Consider the following 18,657-nt stretch of genomic DNA (forward strand, 5'->3'; position numbering starts at 1 on the left):
TAGGCTTTTTTATTTTGTCGGGTACAAATATTATTTTAGTAAACTGAGCCGCTACATTCTATGCGTAAAACCCTGTGTATTTTTATCGTTCTTGTCCTTATATCGGTTTGGCCGGCATGGTCGGTAGATATTAAAAGTGTAGGTGTTCCCTATATTCAAAACTACACCAAGGCAACGTATCAGTTTGGTAACCAAAACTGGTCGGTAACGCGCGATGAGCACGATATCATGTATTTTGGTAATGCCGAAGGCTTGTTGACTTTTGATGGTAAGTACTGGCAGCAATACCATATGCCCAATGGCTTAATAGTACGCTCGGTTAGTGCTGATGGTAAAGGAAAGGTTTATGCCGGCGGATACGGTGAGTTTGGCTACTGGCGTAATGATAGTAAGGGCATTTTAAAATATACTTCACTCGTTAGCCTGGTACCTAAAAGCTTTTTGCCGGTAACTGAAGAGATCTGGAAAATATATTGCGATAACGACAGGGTACTTTTCCAATCGTTCGGTGCTATATATATTTATTCAGAAGGTAAAATTGAGGTAGTCAATACGCATAAGCCATATTTGTTCCTTTTTAAAAGCGGCAGCCGCTTTTTTGCAGAGCAATTAACTAAAGGCCTTTTTGAGCTTAAAGGCTCAAAGCTTGAATATATTGAAGGCAGCGGTATTTTAGGTGCAAGCGGTGTATTATCTATTTTGCCTTTTCAGCATGGCAAATATCTCATCGGCACGGCAAAAAACGGTTTGTTTATTTACGATGGCAAAACGGTTAAGCCATGGGCCAATCAGGCTAACGATTTTTTAACAACCTACCAGCTAAATAATGGTGCGGCTATAGCGAATAAATATTTTGCTTACGGTACCATCCTGAATGGTATTGTGATTATTGATACCGCAGGGCGTGTAGTGCAGCATATCAATAAAGCAAGCGGTATGCAAAACAATACCGTGTTGAGCCTTTATACTGATGCCGGGCAAAACCTTTGGGCGGGGCTTGATAATGGTATCGACAGGATAGAGGTTAATTCGCCCCTGTATTTTTATTTCGATAAAACGGGCAAATTTGGTACGGTTTATTCCAGTATTATTTTTGATAAAAAGATCTATCTGGGTACCAACCAGGGCTTATTTTATAGCGATTGGCTGCCTGATAGCCATAACAGCCCTTTTCAAACTTTTGATTTTAAGCTTATCCCTGGCTCACAGGGGCAGGTATGGGATTTGTCGTTACAGGATAACAGGTTACTTTGCGGCCATAATGACGGCACATACCAGGTAAACGGAGCTTCGATAAAAAAGATCTCGGATGTAACAGGCGGCTGGACCATCAAGAAAATGGCTCCTGATGCGCTGATGCAGGGCACCTATACAGGTTTGGTTATTTACCGTAAAGACCCCGCAGGGAATTGGCAATATAGCCACAAACTGACAGGGTTTAGTGAACCATCCCGTTACGTGGAACGCGATGCTAAAGGCCAGATCTGGGTGAGCCATGCCTATAAAGGCATATACAAACTTACTTTAAGCGCAGATCAGCGCACCGTAATATCACATGTTTATTACGACAGGAAGCATGGATTGCCGGGTAGCTACAATATCAACGTATTTGACCTCGATAACCGCATCGTTTTTTCTTCAGATTCGGGCTTTTACGTTTATGACGATATCACCGACAGGTTTTATAAATATCAGCAGCTAAACAACAAGCTCGGGACATTTGCAACCTCAAGCAAAATCATCAAGGCTATCGGAAAAAAATATTGGTTTATTAACCAGGGGAGGGTTGGTTTGGCAGATATGTCTGTTCCTGGTAAGCTAACTATTGATACCAACAGGTTTTCTATCCTGAACGGACAGATGGTGCAGCACTACGAAACCATCAATCGTATCAACAATTCAACCTACTTAATAAGTGTTGATGATGGGTTTGTAATATTGAACGATGCCGATGCGCAACTGCCCAATACCATCAAAATACCCGACGTTTTGATCAGGAGGATAGAGAATGTTACCGATAAGGTGTCGTTAATAAGTGAAGCAGCAGAGGATAGCAATAACATTGAAATACCTTATGCCGAAAATAACATCCGCATAAGCTATTCTTTGCCCTACTATACGCAAGCTAAAATCAGGTTTCAATATTACCTGGAAGGATACTCGCATCAATGGAGCGAGTGGACACCGCAAAGCCAAAAGGAGTTTACCAATCTTAACCAGGGTACCTATAATTTCAAGGTGCGGGCCAAGATCAATGATCAGTATCAATCGGCTGTTTCAACAATAACCTTCACCGTATTGCCGCCATGGTATGCCGGTAAAATAGCCATGGTGTTTTATGTGTTGCTGGCGGTATTATTGTTTTATTTGATAAGGTACTACTACGGGCTGAAATTGAAGAAGCATCAGCAGCAGATTCAGCAAAAACTGCAAAAGGAAAAGGAAGAATTTTTGAAGCAGGAGGCCGTAGCCAATGAGCAGCATATCATCAGTATAAAAAATGAACAGCTTCAGGCCGATTTGGCCAGCAAGAGCCGGGAGCTTGCTAACTCGGCCATGAACATTGTTTACAAAAATGAGTTGCTGCAAAAGATAAGCGACGAGCTAACCCACCTGAAAGGAGGAGATGGTAAGAAACTTGCCGACGAGCAATTGCGCCGCATCCAGAAAGTGATTGATGAAGGCATGAGCGATGACCGCGACTGGAATATTTTTGAAACCAGTTTTAACGAAGCCCACGAAAATTTCTTTAAAAAACTGAAAGCCGGTCACCCCGACCTGGTACCTAATGACCTTAAATTATGTGCCTACCTGCGCATGAACATGAGCAGTAAAGAGATGGCATCTCTCTTGAATATTTCACTGCGTGGCGTGGAAATCAGGCGCTATCGATTACGTAAAAAGCTCAATTTAGAGCATGATAAAAATCTCACAGAGTTTCTCATCGAGCTATAACACTACATCATTACCTCTCATAGCCCTGTTTTATTGTAATCAGGTAAAACGATAAACTGTAGTATTTGAGACATCCATAATCATGTTTTAATCACTTGACTGTCATGTGAATAAAAAAAACAAAACAGCCGCTTGAGAAAGTTGTTGTTTTGTGATGTATTAATGTTGAGTTACATTATTTGTTAAACGCTGATTATCTGTACAGCTTTGCAAATCAATAAACCAATTATTTTTTCAATCCGTATTATTTATTAACCACTATGAAAAGAATTTTTACTATTTCAGGGTTGATGTTGTTACTGTTACTTTGTTATGACGCGGCGTTTGCACAAAACGTTACAATAAAAGGTAAAATAACTGACGGCAAAACAGGCGAGGCTTTAATAGGCGTGTCTGTTTCAGTTAAAGGAACAACAATAGGTACCCAAACAGATGTAAACGGAGCTTTTACACTTAAAACCCCAGGCAATGCAACTTTATCAGTTGCTTATATAGGTTATGCCACCCAGGAGGTAGCCGTTAACGGGCAAACAACCATAAACGTAGCCCTTCAGCCACAAACCAACGAATTGCAGCAAGTAGTTGTTATCGGTTACGGCACCCAGCGAAAGCTTGACGTTACCGGTTCGATAGCTACTGTTAAAGGTGCCGATGTTGCCAAACAGGCGTCGCCAAATGCATTAAGCGGTTTACAGGGTAAAGTATCAGGCGTACAAATCACCAACAACGGCACACCAGGCAAGTCGCCGGATATCACCATTCGTGGTTTAGGTACTATTTATGGTAATACTAAACCTCTGTTTGTTGTTGATGGTGTTTGGTACGATGATATCAGCTTCCTTAACCCGCAGGATATTGAAAGCTTCAGCATTTTGAAAGATGCATCAAGTACAGCTATCTACGGTATCCGCGCAGCCAACGGTGTAGTTTTAATCGGAACAAAACGTGGTACAAAAGGTAAACCGGTTATTAATTATAACGGTTATGTAGGTCTGCAGGCTGTTACCAACCAGGTAAAAATGGCCAATGCCAATGAATATGCCACAGCAGTGAATGAGCTTTCGGCATTAAACGGGGGCGACCCTGTATTCAGCAATCCTTCATCATACGGTAAAGGAACTGACTGGTATAAACAAATATTGCGCAAAGCATTTACTACAAACCATGAGGCTTCAATAAGCGGTGGTACCGATAAGTACACTTACAACTATTCATTTGGTTATCTTAATCAGGATGGTTTAGCTAAAACAAATAATTATCAGCGCTACACAGTTCATTTGTCAAATGATTTTAAGCCAACTAAAAACTTAAAATTCGGTTATACAGCAAGTGGCTTGTCTGATGTGTCGCGTGATGTTAACAGCGATATTTTCCACCAGTTATTTGGCGCGGCACCTACACTGCCTGTACGTAAAGCAGATGGTAGTTATGGTGACCCTAATGATTATGGCACCGGCGACGGCAATAACTATAACCCGCAGGCCACTATCGATTTCTTTAATCAGCGTACAAAAAACAAGCGTTTTACCTATAACGCTTATGGCGAGGTTACCTTCCTTAAAAACTTTAAATTTAAGTCAAGCTTTGGCGGCGATATCAGCCAAAATGAAGTAAGGGGATATTCTCCTCAATACTTTGCTACCTTAAAACAACAGAGCAATAAAACTAATTTAGATATCAACCATACTGACGTACGTAACTGGATTTGGGAGAATACCCTTACCTATGATGTTAAAATAAAAGATCATAAAATTACCGCCCTGGTAGGTTATAGTGCACAAAATAACCAAACCAAGCAAATAGATGGAAAGGCCGATTATGTACCGTATGTAAAAAACGGCAGCATCAGGAGCTCATTCCCGGATACAACCAATGTAAATTACTTTGCTACTCCGGGCAGCCAGATCCATACCCGCGCGTTATCGCAGTTTGCCCGTGTTAATTACTCGTTCAGAGATAAATATTTATTGAACGCTTCTATTCGTCGTGATGGTGCTTCTCAGTTTTATGGAGACCACACTTATGGATATTTCCCTTCGGTTGGTGCTGGCTGGATAATTACCAACGAGGAGTTCATGAAAGATCAAAAAGTATTCAGCAATCTGAAACTACGCGGAAGCTGGGGTAAAGTTGGTAACTCAGGTGTGCCAATTAACCCAACTGTACAGGTTATCGCAACAGATCCATACCTGACAGGTTTATTTGGTAACCCGCTTACACTTTACCCGGGTGCAAGTATCAACTCAATAGTACCTCCATCTATCGTTTGGGAAAAAACAGTATCATCTGATTTTGGTTTAGAAGGCGGCTTGCTTGAAAATAAATTAACTTTTGAAGCCGATTATTACAACAGGGAAACCCAGGATGCTATTTTCGCAATCCCGGTTGCAGGTTCATTGGGTACAGTTAACAGCTCATTGATAGGCAACCAGGCAAGTATCCAAAACAGGGGATGGGAGTTTTCATTAGGTTGGAAAGATAATCCATCTAAAGATTTCAATTACAGTATCAGTGCTAATATTGGTATCAACAATAATAAAGTACTTAATGTTGTAACCGGCCAAAACCCTATTTATGACGGTGGCGAAGGTATTGCCAACGGCGCATTAGCTACCCGCACAGTGGTTGGCCAGCCAATAGGCCAGTTTTATGGTTACAAAGTAACAGGTATTTTCCAGACAGCTGCACAGGTTGCCGCCTCAAAACAAACAGGAGCGGCCCCCGGCGATTTCATTTACCAGGATACCAATAACGATGGTATACTGGATAGCCGCGACCGTGTAGCTTTAGGTAGCCCGCTGCCAAAATATAACTATGGCTTAAATACTTCATTCACTTACAAAAACTTCGACCTTGCGTTAGACTTTCAGGGCGTTGCCGGCGTAAGTGTTTATAACGCCAATATCGCCTACCGCTTTGGTAATGAAAACTTCACTCAGGACTTTTATGAACACCGCTGGCATGGCGCTGGTACTTCAAATACCTACCCTTCGGTAAATGTTGGTAAAAATAGCAATGCTGCCCCTAACTCTTTCTATGTTGAAAGTGGTGCTTACTTCAGGATGAGGAATGCGCAGTTGGGTTACACCATCCCGGGCGACTTCCTGAAGAAACTGAATATTTCAAAAGTAAGGATCTATGCAAATGCACAAAATGCAATTAACCTGTTTGGTTACAAAGGCTTCTCGCCAGAAATTGGTGGCGATGTAGGCAGCAGAGGTATCGATGCAAGTGTGTATCCTTTGTTTGCTACCTATAATTTTGGTGTTAACGTTACTTTTTAATCAATATAAAGATGAAAAACAGTACAAAATATATGCATAAGGCCATTGCTTTAGGTCTTATTGCTTCATTCATATCGTTTCAAAGCTGTAAAAAAAGCTTCTTAAATGTTGATCCGGCGCAAAATACAGCGGCAACATTGTTCTTTAAAACTCAGGATGATGCTACAAAAGCGGTTAGCGCCATGTATGCTAACCTGCGCGAATGGAACAACATCGCCTTTGCACCTATTGCTGTAGAGAGTATGGGTTCTGACGATGTAGAAAAAGGCAGTACCGCCAGCGACGCTACCTTTTTTAATGATTACCATAACTTTACCATTACCTCGGGCGATGCTCAATTGGGCGGTTTCTGGAAAGGTCAGTACCAAAACATCAATTTTGCTAACCAGATCTTAACCAATGTTCCTGGTATTACCATGGACGAAACTTTAAAAGCAAGGTATCTGGCCGAAGCTAAGTTTATCAGGGCTTATTCATATTTCAGGTTGGTTAGGGCTTTTGGCGATGTGCCATTACGTTTAACCTTGCCTAAAGATGCCTCTGAATATAACTTACCGCGTACAGCAAAAGCGCAGGTTTGGGCTGCTATTGAAACAGATTTGACCGATGCCGCCAATGTATTGCCGCAAACTTACAGCTCTGCTGATATTGGCCACGCTACAAAAGGCGCCGCACTTGCACTGCATGCAAAGGTTGCTATGTACCTGAAAAAATGGAGCGATGTTTTAAGCTACACCAACCAGGTAATGGGTTTTGGCTATTCATTGTATCCTGATTATGAGCAATTGTTCCGTACAACGCATAAAAACAACCAGGAATCGGTATTTGAGATCCAGTGTGCTTTGATCCCTAACAATCCGGATGCATCAAACTCACAATACTCGCAGGTACAGGGTGTACGTGGTGTTACTGGTGGAGGCTGGGGCTTTAACGTACCAAGTCCGGAACTTGCTGCCGCATATGAAACCGGCGATCCGCGCCGCGATGCAACTATCATTTTCAGGGGCGAAACTACGCCGGAAGGTGATAAGATCCCGGCTACTGGCGATAACCCTATGTATAACCAAAAATCATACGTGCCTTTCAGTCTGTATGTATCAGGTTTTAACGAAGGTTGCCAGCAAAACAAGATCGTTTTGCGTTATGCCGATGTATTGCTGATGAATGCTGAAGCCAATAACGAGCTTGGTAATTCTGCAGCTGCATTAATTCCGTTAGAGCAGGTTCGCGCCCGTGCCCGTGCCGGTAATGCCGCTATTTTACCAAAGGTAACCACAACAGATCAAGCAGCCTTGCGCACTGCCATATATAACGAAAGAAGAGTTGAGCTGGCTATGGAATTTGAACGTTATTTCGACGTGATCCGTCAAGGCAGAGGTACCGCAGTTTTTGGCTCACGTGGTTGGAAAGCAGGCAAGAACGAAGTATGGCCTGTTCCTCAAAATGAAATTGACCTGAGTGGCGGCGCATTAACACAAAACCCTGGTTATTAATTAGCCAATAAAATACACACAGTTGATTGATTATGAGGTTGCCTTGTTGGGTTTAACGGGCAACCTCTCTTTTTTTAATGAAAACCCTGTTTTTCATATTCAAACCCAAATAGCTTTATGAAAAAACTATTTATTACCCCGGTATTTATATTGGCTGCCGTTTGTTCTTTTGCCCAAAAAGCGTCAAAAAAATCAGAAGACGGCATTAAGCCTGTTGGTATTATCAAAAACCTTACTGATAGTGCTTTGCTTGATGTGGTGCAACGCCAAACCTTTCGTTATTTTTGGGATTTTGGTCACCCGGTAAGTGGCCTGGCGCGCGAACGCAGCAATACTTCTTTTGACTATGGCAACGAAGTAGTAACCACCGGTGGTTCGGGATTTGGCATTATGTCGCTTATTGTGGCCGATAGCCGTAAATGGATCACCCATGAACAGGCGGTTGACCGTATGGTGAAGATCGTTAACTTTTTATACAAAGCCGATGCTTTTCATGGCGCGTTCCCGCACTGGTTAAACGGCGAAACAGGCAAAGTGATCCGCTTTGGCCGCAAGGACGATGGCGGTGATATTGTTGAATCTGCTTATTTATTCCAGGGCTTGCTTTGCGCGAGGCAGTATTTTAATGCTGATGATCCAAAAGAACGCCGTATCCGCGATGTAATTAGCTGGATGTGGGGCGAGATGGAGTGGAGCTGGTACACCCGCGATGGCCGTGACGCCCTTTACTGGCACTGGAGTCCGAATAATGGCTGGGCCATGAATTTTCCTATCCATGGTTTTAATGAGTGTTTAATCACTTATGTGCTGGCAGCATCGGCAGAACGTTACCCGGTTAGTGCCGATGTATATCACCGTGGCTGGGCCCAAAGCGATTTCTTTAAAAACGGAAGAACTTTTTATGGTTTTAAATTGCCGCTTGGGTTTGATTATGGAGGTCCGTTGTTCTTTTCTCAATATTCTTTCCTGGGCCTTAACCCTAAAGGTTTAAAGGACGAGTATGCAGACTACTGGGAGCAAAATAAAAATCATACATTGATTAATCATGCTTACTGTGTTGATAACCCTAAAAAATTTAAAGGCTATGGTGAAAATTGCTGGGGATTAACAGCCAGCGATAACTTTGAAGGATACAATGCCCATTCGCCAACTAATGATCTTGGTGTAATTACACCAACGGCAGCATTATCGGCATTTCCTTATACTCCGGAATATTCGATGAAAGCCTTGCGCCATTTTTATTATGATCTGGGCGATAAGATCTGGGGTGAATATGGTTTTACCGATGCCTTCAGCGAATCGCATAACTGGTACGCTAATTCTTACTTAGCTATAGACCAGGGACCGATCATTGTGATGATTGAAAATTATCGTACCGGACTGCTTTGGAAGCTTTTCATGAGCTGTCCTGAAGTTCAGGGGGGCTTGAAAAAGCTTGGTTTTGAAAGCCCGGCAATCGCAAAAAATTAATTCGGCATAAAAAAATAAACAAAAGGCCGTTAAAGGGGTTAAATTTGTTTTGAAGCAACAGCGATAGTCACGCAGGTTGTAAAACAGAAGCATTTTAACCCATGATCAAAATAATACGAATCACAGGAATGCTAAGCTTGCTCTTAGCATTCTCTTTTTTAGCCAAATCCCAAAATTTGACCTCGTTTGACAGGGGCAGCTTTATCTTTAAAGTAGATACGCTACCATATCGTATACTATTCCCCAAACATTTTAACCCGACGCAAAAATATCCTTTGTTGTTTGTGTTACACGGTTCGGGTGAGCGGGGGAACAATAATGAATCGCAGCTTGCTTACGGGGCACAGCGCCTTTTGCAGGATAGCGTGCGCGAAATTTACGAAGCTATTGTAGTTTTTCCGCAATGCCCGGCCAAAAGCTACTGGAGCAATGTGAAGCAGGTTACCGATTCGGCGACCAACAAACGTAAATTTATTTTTCAGGAAGATGCGCCGCCAACTATGGCCATGATCATGCTCATGGGGCTGGTAGACCAGTTTTTAGATAAGCCTTTTGTTGATAAGCACAGAGTTTACGTAGGCGGCCTTAGCATGGGCGGTATGGGTACATTTGAGATCATCGGTCGCGAACCCAAGATCTTTGCCGCTGCTTTCGCTATCTGCGGAGGCGATAATACCCTGAATGCAAAAAAGTATGCCAAGAAAGTTCCGCTCTGGATCTTCCACGGTAATAATGACCCGGTAGTGCCGGCAGATCATTCGCAGGTAATGGTTGATGCTATTAAAGAAGCAGGAGGGACGCCAAGGTTTACCTTATATCCCGGAGTAGGGCATAACAGCTGGGATAATGCTTTTAATGAGCCTGATTTGCTGCATTGGCTGTTTTCTCATAGTAAGTAGGGGTGCTTGCAAAATAATATAACAGTATGTCATTGTCGAGGAGCGGCATAGGCTTCCGCGTAGGAGCGACGTGGCAATCTCGTCGCCTGAATAGTCAACTTGCATGACGAACAGCATGGGCTACGGGATTGCTGCGCTACGCTCGCAATGACATGAGTTTTTAGTTTGATTGGAAAAGCTATTGACCTACTCTTCCCCTTCTGATTTCTTAGGAGGGGCCTTCGCATTAAAGCGTGGCTTAAATCCCAATTTAGGTGCAGGTGCTTCCGTAGCAGGCGACTGAGTTTCCTCAGTTGGCTTATTCTCTTTTTTATCTTCCGGCGACGCTTCAGCTTCAGGAGCTTTCGGTTTCATTGCTGCCGCGTTAAAGCGTGGTTTAAAGCCAAGCTTTGGTGCAGGAGTTTCAGAAGCAGGCTTTTCTTCTTCAACGGCTGGCTGTGAAGATTCGGATAATGGTTTTTCCTCTTCAACGGGTTGTTCCGGTTCTGCCGGTTTGGGTTTCATCATAGCCGCGTTAAAGCGTGGTTTGAAACCCATTTTAGGTGCAGGTGCTTCGGATGCCTGTGGTTTTGGCTCTTCACCTGGTTTTTCTTCTTCAGCAGCTGCTTCGTTTTCCACGGGCTTTGGTTTTACCATAGCCGCATTGAAGCGCGGCTTGAAGCCCATTTTAGGTGCCGGTGTTTCGGATGCCTGTGGTTTAGGCTCTTCAGCGGATTTTTCTTCTTCAGCAGGTGCTTCGCCTTCCACGGGTTTTGGTTTTACCATACCGGCATTGAAGCGGGGCTTAAAGCCCATTTTAGGCGCAGGTGTTTCCGATGCAGGGGTTTGAGGTTCGGTAGCCGCAGCTTCTTCTTTTTTACCTTCTGCCGGTGTCTCTGTTTCTGCAGCTTTTGGTTTTACCATGCCTGCGTTAAAGCGTGGTTTGAAACCTGGTTTGGCGGTTGTTGCAGGTGTTTCTACAGCCGGGGTAGGAGCTTCAGCTTGTTGTTCTTTATCCGTTTCAGGCGATGCCTCATTCGCTGCCGGTTTAGCCTTTGCCATGGCTGGGTTAAAGCGCGGCTTGAAGGCTGGCTTTGGCATAGCTTCTGCCGATGGGGTTTCTGGTGTTGCAGGTTCTGTTGACTCCTTTTTAGGGTCTTCAACAGGAGGCACTGGTTTTGGTGCTGCCGCTGCACGAAACTTCGGTGCGAAACCAATTTTGGCCGCTGTGCCGGGTTCTATCAAACTTTCGGTAATGGTTTGTTCGGCAAGCGGGTTTTTGATGTGTACTTTTTCGGTTTTCACCTCAAGCGGGATAGGGAACTGCCTCCTGAGTTTATTAAACCAGTACTTTTTGGTATGGTCGAAACTTTTTTCGCCCATCTGTTCAAAATGGTCTTTAAATTCAGAAAACAATGCCGGTTCGCCTTGTTCAAGCGCTACAAGGTCAATTCTTTTCTTCTTTAAAAATTCTTCAAAAACCATTTTTTGTTTAGATGTAAGAATCAGGAATCAAGACTGTAAGATGAAGATTCAACCTTTTAGATCTCGTACGCTATTCTTGTTTTTTTCTTGTTTCCTGGCTCTTGCTGTCTTGACTCTAAGCTAAAGCGAAACATCCACATCCAGTTTATTAAACCGGATGCCTTTTTCGGTCTGGCTCCAGTCTTCACGTTCCTCGTCGGTAGCGTTAAGTAACTTAGGAAACCATTCCAATGGGAAAGCCTGGGGTTTACCACCATCGGTTTCAACAAAAAGAAGCCCGTTGGCAAAGGTAACCTTTACTTTTTTCTCTCCTTTACGTGTGTTGAATAGTGGCATGATAATGCTTAGTTAAACCGTCATTGCGAGGTACGAAGCAATCCCAAACTATACAGGGCTAACCTGCTAATCGGGGATTGCTTCGTACCTCGCAATGACGTGTTATTTATAATTAAACAAATCCGAAATCGAAATTCCCAAATCCGATATCAGAATTACTCCGCCATATTATGGTAAACCGCCTGTACGTCGTCGTCTTCTTCCAAACGGTCAATCAGTTTCATGATATCGGTAACCTGTTCTTCGTTAACAGCGTGGAATGACTGTGGAATACGCTCCAATTTGGCCGATTTTACTTCGATGCCCAGTTCTTCCAATGCTTTTTGCATTTTACCAAAATCTTCAAAAGCTGTATGGATTACTGCAATATCGTTGCCATTTTCATCCGCTTCAACAAATATTTCTTCCAGGCCGGCATCAATCAATTCAAATTCAAGTTCTTCAAGGTCGCGGTCGCCGGGCTCAAACGTGAAAACCGACTTACGGGTGAAGATAAAATCAAGCGAGCCTGTTTTACCTAACGAACCACCATATTTTGTAAAGTAGCTGCGTACGTTGGCAACGGTACGGTTGGTATTATCGGTTGCGGTTTCAACCAAAACAGCAACGCCGTAAGGCGCGTATCCTTCGTAAACAAGCTCTTCGTAATCTTTTTCATCGCGGCTGCTGGCGCGTTTAATAGCTGCCTCAACACGGTCTTTAGGCATGTTTACAGCCTTGGCGTTTTGTACTGCAGTACGTAAGCGCGAGTTGGTGTTAACATCGCCGCCGCCGGCTTTTACAGCCATTACAATTTCCTTCCCTAAACGGGTAAACTGCACCGCCATTTTGGCCCAGCGCTTAAACTTTCTTTCTTTGCGGAATTCAAATGCTCTTCCCATGTTTTTTTAGTTCATTGTTCATGGTTGATAGTGATAGATCAACCTTGTTGTTTTACAAAGCTTTGCCCTATAAAGACAAGGCGGTAAATATAATATTTATATAACGATAGATAAAAACCTTTAAATTTTATCCTTTCGCCTTTAACCTTAAATTATCGTTTTCAAATTAGTCAGCATATCTGCTACCATTTTAGGCAGGTCATACTCCAGTTTCCAGCCCCAGTCGTTTTGCGCGTAACTATCATCTATTGATTTTGGCCAGCTATCGGCGATGGCCTGTCGCGGATCATTTTCGCTGTAGCTGATCTCAAATTTAGGGATCAGTTTTTTGATCTCGGCTGCCAATTGCTCGGGTGTAAAGCTGATGCCTGCAAGATTATATGATGAGCGGATGCTGATCTTTTCGGCGGGCGCATCCATTAAACTGATGGTTGCCCTGATAGCATCGTCCATGTACATCATGGGTAGGGCAGTACCTTCGGCCAGGAAGCTTTCGTAGCTGCCGGTTTTTAATGCATGGTGAAATATGTGTACGGCATAATCGGTAGTGCCACCGCCCGGGTTAGCTTTCCAGCCTATCAGTCCCGGGTAACGGATACTGCGTACATCAAGCCCATATTTATTAAAGTAGTATTCGCACCAGCGCTCGCCGGCCAGTTTACTGAAACCGTAAACCGTATTAGGGTCCATCACGCAATACTGCGGTGTATAATGCTGAGGTGAATGCGGACCGAAAACGGCTATTGAGCTTGGCCAGAAAACTTTATTTACTTTAAACTCAATTGCAAAATCAAGTACATGCAGCAAGCCGGTCATATTTAAATCCCAGGCCATTTTGGGTTTTTGCTCGCCTACAGCCGAGAGTATAGCCGCCAATAGGTAAACCTGTGTGGGGCGATGCTTATCAAATATGTGGTGCAGGTTGTCTTTATCGAGTACATTGATCAATTCGAAGGGGCCGCTGCTGCCACGCATAGCATAGGTAGGGCTGTTAATATCCGAAGCTATAACTGCTTCGGCCCCATGTATATTTCTCAAAGCCATTACCAGTTCGGTGCCGATCTGGCCATTGGCGCCTATCACTAAGATCTTTTCGCTCATGTAATCTTGAGTTTACCGCGCAAAGGTAGGGTTTTTAAGTGAGTGGTTTGGAGTCCGCAAGTCCGAAAGTCAGGAAGTCCAGGCCGATTTTAACTTTTCGGACCTACGGACATCGGACTTTAGAATTTTCCGCGTTAGAGATAGTAGCAGGTACCGGCCAATGAGTGTAATGCCTGCAGGCGTATGAGCGGATAGCGCGGGCCGAAGGTAACGCCCATATTCAGTTAGCAGTTTTGAGCAGGCAGTTGGCAGTTAGTTTCTGTCTGAACTCGAATTAAATGAATAATTGGAATTTCTGGAATTTGCCTGGTATTTTATTAATTCACTTAATTCAACAAATTCCGGTTCAGACAAACTAATTGCTTTATGAAGTCACAAGTCTGCCACCCGCTGGCCTCCGCTCAAGACTTGCGCCAGTGTCGAGCGAACCATGATTTTTAGGATTCAAGGATTGTCCGGATGTTGTCTGAACCCGAATTAAATGAATTGAGAAATTTTTGGGATTGGACTTCATTCTGTTAATTCTCAAATCCTAAAAATTCAGACAAACAAACCACTCACTTAATCAACCCAATAAACCACTCACCTAAAAACAAACCCCATAAAAACCATAGACTTAATATTTTCAGGATACCAAAAAAATGTGCATATTTGAGGGTTTAACTTTTAAAACACATAATTAATTAAAAACAGGCGCTGTGAAGCAGCCTGATACATTTCAAAAACAATTTAAAAATGAAAGTCGCAGTAGTAGGTGCTACAGGATTAGTAGGCACCAAAATGTTGCAGGTTCTTGCAGAACGCAACTTCCCCGTTACAGAATTAATTCCCGTAGCTTCAGAAAAAAGTATTGGTAAAGAAATTACTTTTAAGGGTAAGCAGTTTAAGGTGGTTTCTGTTGAGGATGCGATTAAGATGAAGCCGGACGTAGCAATTTTCTCGGCCGGCGGAAGCACTTCATTACAGCAGGCTCCTTTATTTGCAGCTGCTGGTACAACTGTTATTGATAATTCATCGGCATGGCGTATGGATCCAACCAAAAAATTGGTTGTGCCTGAAGTAAACGCTGATGTACTTACTGCCGAAGATAAGATCATCGCTAACCCAAATTGCTCAACTATACAAATGGTAGTGGCTTTAAAACCACTGCACGATAAATATAAAATTAAAAGGGTGGTAGTTTCAACCTACCAATCTGTTACCGGTACTGGTGTTAAAGCTGTTGATCAGTTATTTAACGAGCGTAAAGGTATCGACGGACCGAAAGTTTACCCTTACACTATCGATTTAAACGTGATCCCGCAGATTGATGTATTTACCGAAAACGGTTATACTAAAGAGGAAATGAAAATGATCCTCGAAACCAAAAAGATCATGGGCGATGATAGTATCAAAGTAACTGCTACTACAGTGCGTATCCCGGTTATGGGCGGCCACTCGGAGTCGGTTAACATTGAGTTTGCAAACGATTTTGACCTGGCCGAAGTGCGTGAGTTATTGGCTAACGCCCCGGGCATTGTTGTGGTTGATGATACTGCTAACCTGAAATACCCGATGCCGCTTGACGCGCATGATAAAGATGAGGTGTTTGTAGGCCGTATCCGCCGCGATGAGACACAGGACAATACACTTAACTGCTGGATAGTATCTGACAACCTGCGTAAAGGTGCAGCTACCAATGCTGTGCAGATTGCCGAGTATTTGGCTGCTCAGCATTTGATCGGTCAGCCGGTTGAGGCGTAAACAAAAGGAAAAGTTTATCAAGCCCTGCAGCATATGCTGCAGGGCTTTTTTGTGAAATAAATTTCATAAATTTGAGTATGAACGAAATATTTTTCCTTGTTGAAGAAGCGATTGAAGGTGGTTATAACGCGAGGGCAATCGGTGAATCGATTTTCACTGAAGGGAATACTCTTGACGAGTTAAAAGCCAATATTCGTGACGCTGTCCATTGTCACTTTGATGAGGATAAACTACCTAAAATCATCCGCCTTCATTTAGTTAAAGAGGAAGTAATAACTGTTTGATTCAGAAAAACTATAAATACACTAATGTCAGGCTATTTTTAGACTATTAATTGAAATACCATCCTTTTAATTTTGCCTCTGTTATTAATAAGTCTATAATATTATGTCTCCAAAAGCACCACGCGATGTATCAGGCAAAACCCTGATTAAAGTATTGTCAAAATATGGTTATGAGGTAGTGAGACAAACAGGAAGCCATATCAGATTGTCGATAGTTCTTAATGATAGGGTAAAAAATATAACTATTCCTAATCATGATCCTATTAAATTGGGCACACTTATGTCTATTATTAATGATGTCTCAGAGCAGTTAAAAATCAGTAAGGAAGATATAATTAGCAAATTATAATTGTAATGTTTTAAAGTAAAGCGTACGGGAATCGAACCCGTGATCTCCACAGTGAAAGTGTGGCGACTTAACCTCTTGTCCAACGCTTCGTTGTAATGTTCAATTTTTATAAAGTAAAGCGTACGGGGATCGAACCCGTGATCTCCACAGTGAAAGTGTGGCGACTTAACCTCTTGTCCAACGCTTCGTTGCAATATTCAATTTTTATAAAGTAAAGCGTACGGGGATCGAACCCGTGATCTCCACAGTGAAAGTGTAGCGACTTAACCTCTTGTCCAACGCTTCGTTGTAATGTTTAAATTCCGTATCTCAAACCAGCCATCCAACAATTTTAAAATACCTGGAAATAAAAAAAGCCCCTTGAAATTAATCAAGAGGCTTGAATTTTTTTACAAAAAGAACCTACTTGACTATTTCATCAATTAGTTCCTCTTGCTCTATGTTAAATATTCTTTTCATTTTTAATTAGTCAATGATAGCAATAAAGAGTTTTGTCAATTGCTCCTGCTTACATTGAGGGCACAAATATATAATAAATAGTTTTATTAAAAGCAGTTACGGAAAATAATTAATTTTTCGAACAGAGAGGCTGCCGAATATCCGCCGGATTTGCTTTTTTTGCGTATCTTGTTTACCGATGAAAACCTTTAAGTTAATAATTGTTTTCTGCTGCTGTTTTTACTCAGCAAATTTGTTTGCCCAAAGTCCGCAGGCCATTGAAGCCGACCTGCTACGGATTTTTAAACGGGTGAACTACTACGGCTCCCACAAAAAAGAGTGGAAGGCTATTGATTCATTAGAGAAAATGAACAAGATCTTCGGCTTTAAGCTGAAGTATTATACCTCCAAGTATCCTGAAACTATTAGTTACCCTTTTACTGAACTGGTGAAAGAGCGGGTAGTGATTGCTACATCTGCCGATGGTCTGTTTCGCACCTATTCATGGGATACCAAATTAGGCAGCACCGGGTATGACTTTGATAATGTTTTGCAATACAAAGTTAATGGCAAAATATTTTCTTCGTTAAAAATGGATTCGGTAGGAAAAAAGCATAACCCTGTTTACTGGTATTCCAAGATCTATACCCTCCGGGCAAACAGCAAAGTTTACTACCTGGCAGCATATAATTCGGTACGTTCAAGTAATGACGCTACACAGGGCATCCAGTTTTTTACTGTTGAAAAGGATAAGCTAAATGGCACCGTATTGCTGGTTAAAACTCCAAGCGGTATGCATAGCAAGTTGTATTTTGATTATGATTTCCTGTCGGTGGTTAATATGAAGGTGATCCCAACTATTTATTATGATGCCAAAACACAAACCATCCATAGTCCGTTAGTTAATGCAAAACGACAGGTTACCCGCGACTATATCGTATATAAATTTACCGGTAAGTATTTCGAACGGGTAAAAAATTAACTTTGCCCTATGATCTCTTTTGCCCACCGTGTATTTATGGAAGTTGCCGCCAACCTGAGTTTCAGTAAGGCTGCCCAGGTACTGTTTATAACACAGCCGGCCATCAGCAAACACGTTAAGGCACTTGAAGATCAATACAAAGTGCCCTTATTTGAACGCAAGGGAAATAGTATTTTGCTTACAGAAGCCGGCAATAAGCTAAATGAATACCTGCAGCAAGCAACAGAGATAGAGCGGAAGGTTGAATACGACCTTTCGGTATTAAGTAACCTTTCGCAGGCAGCCGGGCATTTACGGTTGGGGGCCAGTACCACCATCGCCCTTTATATTTTACCACAGATACTTTCAGGTTTCCAGCGCGAATATGCCAATGTTGACGTGCAACTGGTAAACCGTAACAGCGAGTACATCCTGAATGCTTTGCTTAACCATGAAGTTGATATTGGTATTATTGAAGTTGATAATAAGCTCACCACAGTATCATACAAACCTTTCATGAGCGATGAGGTGATCCCGGTTTGCTCGGCTAAGAGTCCGCTGGCTGGAAAATCATTAACCTTAAAGCAGTTTATAAAAACGCCTTTAGCTGTAAGAGAACGTGGATCGGGTACACTAAATGCCGTATTGAAAGCTCTTTCGGCATTACACATCAAACCGGCCGATCTGTCGGTAAAAATCCGTCTTGGGGGCACCGAGGCTTTAAAGAATTTCCTGCTGGCTGATCAGTGTCTTGGCTTTATGCCGAGGCCGTCAATTATCCGACAATTAGCTGAGGGCGACCTGGTTGAAGTACCTATTGAAGGTTTGAAAATTACACGCGATTTCTTCTTTATCCGCCGAAAGGGCACTGAGGATTATGGGTTGACAAGTAATTTTATCAATTACGCTTTGCAGCATTAGGAACCATGATTTTCAGGATTAAGTGATTTCCTGATAAAAAAAAATTCAAGGTAATCCTCAAATCCTATAAATCACGGT

At 42.5% G+C, this 18,657-nt stretch carries 14 protein-coding genes and 3 tRNA genes; 10 read left to right on the forward strand and 7 right to left on the reverse strand.

The features are described 5' to 3' along the window. Positions 1–60: 60 nt before the first annotated feature. From BMX50_RS30865 to BMX50_RS30885, 5 genes are all read left to right on the forward strand, one after another. Complete coding sequence (locus BMX50_RS30865; RefSeq protein WP_091220491.1) at positions 61–2,955, forward strand: triple tyrosine motif-containing protein; 2,895 nt, start codon at positions 61–63, stop codon at positions 2,953–2,955. 260 nt (positions 2,956–3,215) lie between these two features. After that, a complete protein-coding gene (locus BMX50_RS30870; RefSeq protein WP_091220494.1) occupies positions 3,216–6,239 on the forward strand; it encodes a SusC/RagA family TonB-linked outer membrane protein in 3,024 nt (1,007 codons plus the stop codon). Between the two features lie 11 nt (positions 6,240–6,250). Beyond that, a complete protein-coding gene (locus tag BMX50_RS30875) occupies positions 6,251–7,732 on the forward strand; it encodes a RagB/SusD family nutrient uptake outer membrane protein (protein ID WP_091220496.1) in 1,482 nt (493 codons plus the stop codon). Between the two features lie 117 nt (positions 7,733–7,849). Beyond that, positions 7,850–9,202 carry a glucoamylase family protein gene (locus tag BMX50_RS30880; protein WP_091220498.1) on the forward strand — a complete coding sequence of 451 codons (1,353 nt, stop codon included), beginning with the start codon at positions 7,850–7,852 and terminating at the stop codon, positions 9,200–9,202. Positions 9,203–9,303: 101 nt separating this feature from the next. Further along, positions 9,304–10,101, forward strand: a complete 798-nt coding sequence (locus BMX50_RS30885) for a carboxylesterase family protein (protein WP_244281150.1) — start codon at positions 9,304–9,306, stop codon at positions 10,099–10,101. A 186-nt stretch (positions 10,102–10,287) separates the two neighbouring features. On the opposite strand, the gene BMX50_RS30890 is transcribed toward BMX50_RS30885, so the two are convergent. The 4 genes from BMX50_RS30890 to BMX50_RS30905 all read right to left on the reverse strand — a co-directional run bounded on the left by BMX50_RS30890 (position 10,288) and on the right by BMX50_RS30905 (position 13,883). Next, positions 10,288–11,565: a hypothetical protein gene (locus tag BMX50_RS30890; protein ID WP_091220504.1), complete on the reverse strand. Its 1,278-nt coding sequence runs from the start codon at positions 11,563–11,565 to the stop codon at positions 10,288–10,290. Positions 11,566–11,685: 120 nt separating this feature from the next. Next, on the reverse strand, positions 11,686–11,901 hold the full coding sequence (locus tag BMX50_RS30895; RefSeq protein WP_091220506.1) for a DUF2442 domain-containing protein: 216 nt from the start codon (positions 11,899–11,901) through the stop codon (positions 11,686–11,688). 155 nt (positions 11,902–12,056) lie between these two features. Then, a complete protein-coding gene (locus BMX50_RS30900; protein ID WP_091220508.1) occupies positions 12,057–12,782 on the reverse strand; it encodes a YebC/PmpR family DNA-binding transcriptional regulator in 726 nt (241 codons plus the stop codon). A 147-nt stretch (positions 12,783–12,929) separates the two neighbouring features. Next, positions 12,930–13,883 (reverse strand): NAD-dependent epimerase/dehydratase family protein, encoded by a 954-nt coding sequence (locus BMX50_RS30905; protein WP_091220511.1) that lies wholly within the window; start codon positions 13,881–13,883, stop codon positions 12,930–12,932. 735 nt (positions 13,884–14,618) lie between these two features. Here BMX50_RS30905 and BMX50_RS30910 point away from each other — a divergent pair. The 3 genes from BMX50_RS30910 (at position 14,619) to BMX50_RS30920 (ending at position 16,259) form a co-directional block, all read left to right on the forward strand. After that, positions 14,619–15,626 (forward strand): aspartate-semialdehyde dehydrogenase, encoded by a 1,008-nt coding sequence (locus tag BMX50_RS30910; RefSeq protein WP_090534105.1) that lies wholly within the window; start codon positions 14,619–14,621, stop codon positions 15,624–15,626. 77 nt (positions 15,627–15,703) lie between these two features. Next, positions 15,704–15,910, forward strand: a complete 207-nt coding sequence (locus tag BMX50_RS30915) for a 2-oxoisovalerate dehydrogenase (RefSeq protein WP_091220513.1) — start codon at positions 15,704–15,706, stop codon at positions 15,908–15,910. A 103-nt stretch (positions 15,911–16,013) separates the two neighbouring features. Beyond that, positions 16,014–16,259: a type II toxin-antitoxin system HicA family toxin gene (locus BMX50_RS30920; protein ID WP_091220516.1), complete on the forward strand. Its 246-nt coding sequence runs from the start codon at positions 16,014–16,016 to the stop codon at positions 16,257–16,259. Between the two features lie 16 nt (positions 16,260–16,275). Here the strand turns inward: BMX50_RS30920 and BMX50_RS30925 are convergent. The 3 genes from BMX50_RS30925 to BMX50_RS30935 form a co-directional block, all read right to left on the reverse strand. Further along, positions 16,276–16,348: transfer RNA gene (locus tag BMX50_RS30925), tRNA-Glu, on the reverse strand. A 25-nt stretch (positions 16,349–16,373) separates the two neighbouring features. Beyond that, positions 16,374–16,446: transfer RNA gene (locus BMX50_RS30930), tRNA-Glu, on the reverse strand. Positions 16,447–16,471: 25 nt separating this feature from the next. Continuing rightward, positions 16,472–16,544: transfer RNA gene (locus tag BMX50_RS30935), tRNA-Glu, on the reverse strand. 352 nt (positions 16,545–16,896) lie between these two features. On the opposite strand from BMX50_RS30935, the gene BMX50_RS30940 reads away from it, so the two are divergent. After that, positions 16,897–17,679: a hypothetical protein gene (locus BMX50_RS30940; protein ID WP_091220517.1), complete on the forward strand. Its 783-nt coding sequence runs from the start codon at positions 16,897–16,899 to the stop codon at positions 17,677–17,679. Positions 17,680–17,688: 9 nt separating this feature from the next. Further along, the gene (locus BMX50_RS30945) at positions 17,689–18,579 is read left to right on the forward strand and encodes a LysR substrate-binding domain-containing protein (RefSeq protein WP_091220519.1); all 891 of its coding nucleotides are present in this window, start codon (positions 17,689–17,691) and stop codon (positions 18,577–18,579) included. Positions 18,580–18,657: the final 78 nt, after the last annotated feature.

Source organism: Mucilaginibacter gossypiicola, assembly GCF_900110105.1.
Lineage (GTDB): Bacteria > Bacteroidota > Bacteroidia > Sphingobacteriales > Sphingobacteriaceae > Mucilaginibacter > Mucilaginibacter gossypiicola.

Coding starts and splice junctions, on each gene's coding strand:
- BMX50_RS30865 (WP_091220491.1), top strand. CDS start 61: ATGCGTAAAACCCTGTGTATTTTTATCGTTCTTGTCCTTATATCGGTT.
- BMX50_RS30870 (WP_091220494.1), top strand. CDS start 3,216: ATGAAAAGAATTTTTACTATTTCAGGGTTGATGTTGTTACTGTTACTT.
- BMX50_RS30875 (WP_091220496.1), top strand. CDS start 6,251: ATGAAAAACAGTACAAAATATATGCATAAGGCCATTGCTTTAGGTCTT.
- BMX50_RS30880 (WP_091220498.1), top strand. CDS start 7,850: ATGAAAAAACTATTTATTACCCCGGTATTTATATTGGCTGCCGTTTGT.
- BMX50_RS30885 (WP_244281150.1), top strand. CDS start 9,304: ATGATCAAAATAATACGAATCACAGGAATGCTAAGCTTGCTCTTAGCA.
- BMX50_RS30890 (WP_091220504.1), bottom strand. CDS start 11,565: ATGGTTTTTGAAGAATTTTTAAAGAAGAAAAGAATTGACCTTGTAGCG.
- BMX50_RS30895 (WP_091220506.1), bottom strand. CDS start 11,901: ATGCCACTATTCAACACACGTAAAGGAGAGAAAAAAGTAAAGGTTACC.
- BMX50_RS30900 (WP_091220508.1), bottom strand. CDS start 12,782: ATGGGAAGAGCATTTGAATTCCGCAAAGAAAGAAAGTTTAAGCGCTGG.
- BMX50_RS30905 (WP_091220511.1), bottom strand. CDS start 13,883: ATGAGCGAAAAGATCTTAGTGATAGGCGCCAATGGCCAGATCGGCACC.
- BMX50_RS30910 (WP_090534105.1), top strand. CDS start 14,619: ATGAAAGTCGCAGTAGTAGGTGCTACAGGATTAGTAGGCACCAAAATG.
- BMX50_RS30915 (WP_091220513.1), top strand. CDS start 15,704: ATGAACGAAATATTTTTCCTTGTTGAAGAAGCGATTGAAGGTGGTTAT.
- BMX50_RS30920 (WP_091220516.1), top strand. CDS start 16,014: ATGTCTCCAAAAGCACCACGCGATGTATCAGGCAAAACCCTGATTAAA.
- BMX50_RS30940 (WP_091220517.1), top strand. CDS start 16,897: ATGAAAACCTTTAAGTTAATAATTGTTTTCTGCTGCTGTTTTTACTCA.
- BMX50_RS30945 (WP_091220519.1), top strand. CDS start 17,689: ATGATCTCTTTTGCCCACCGTGTATTTATGGAAGTTGCCGCCAACCTG.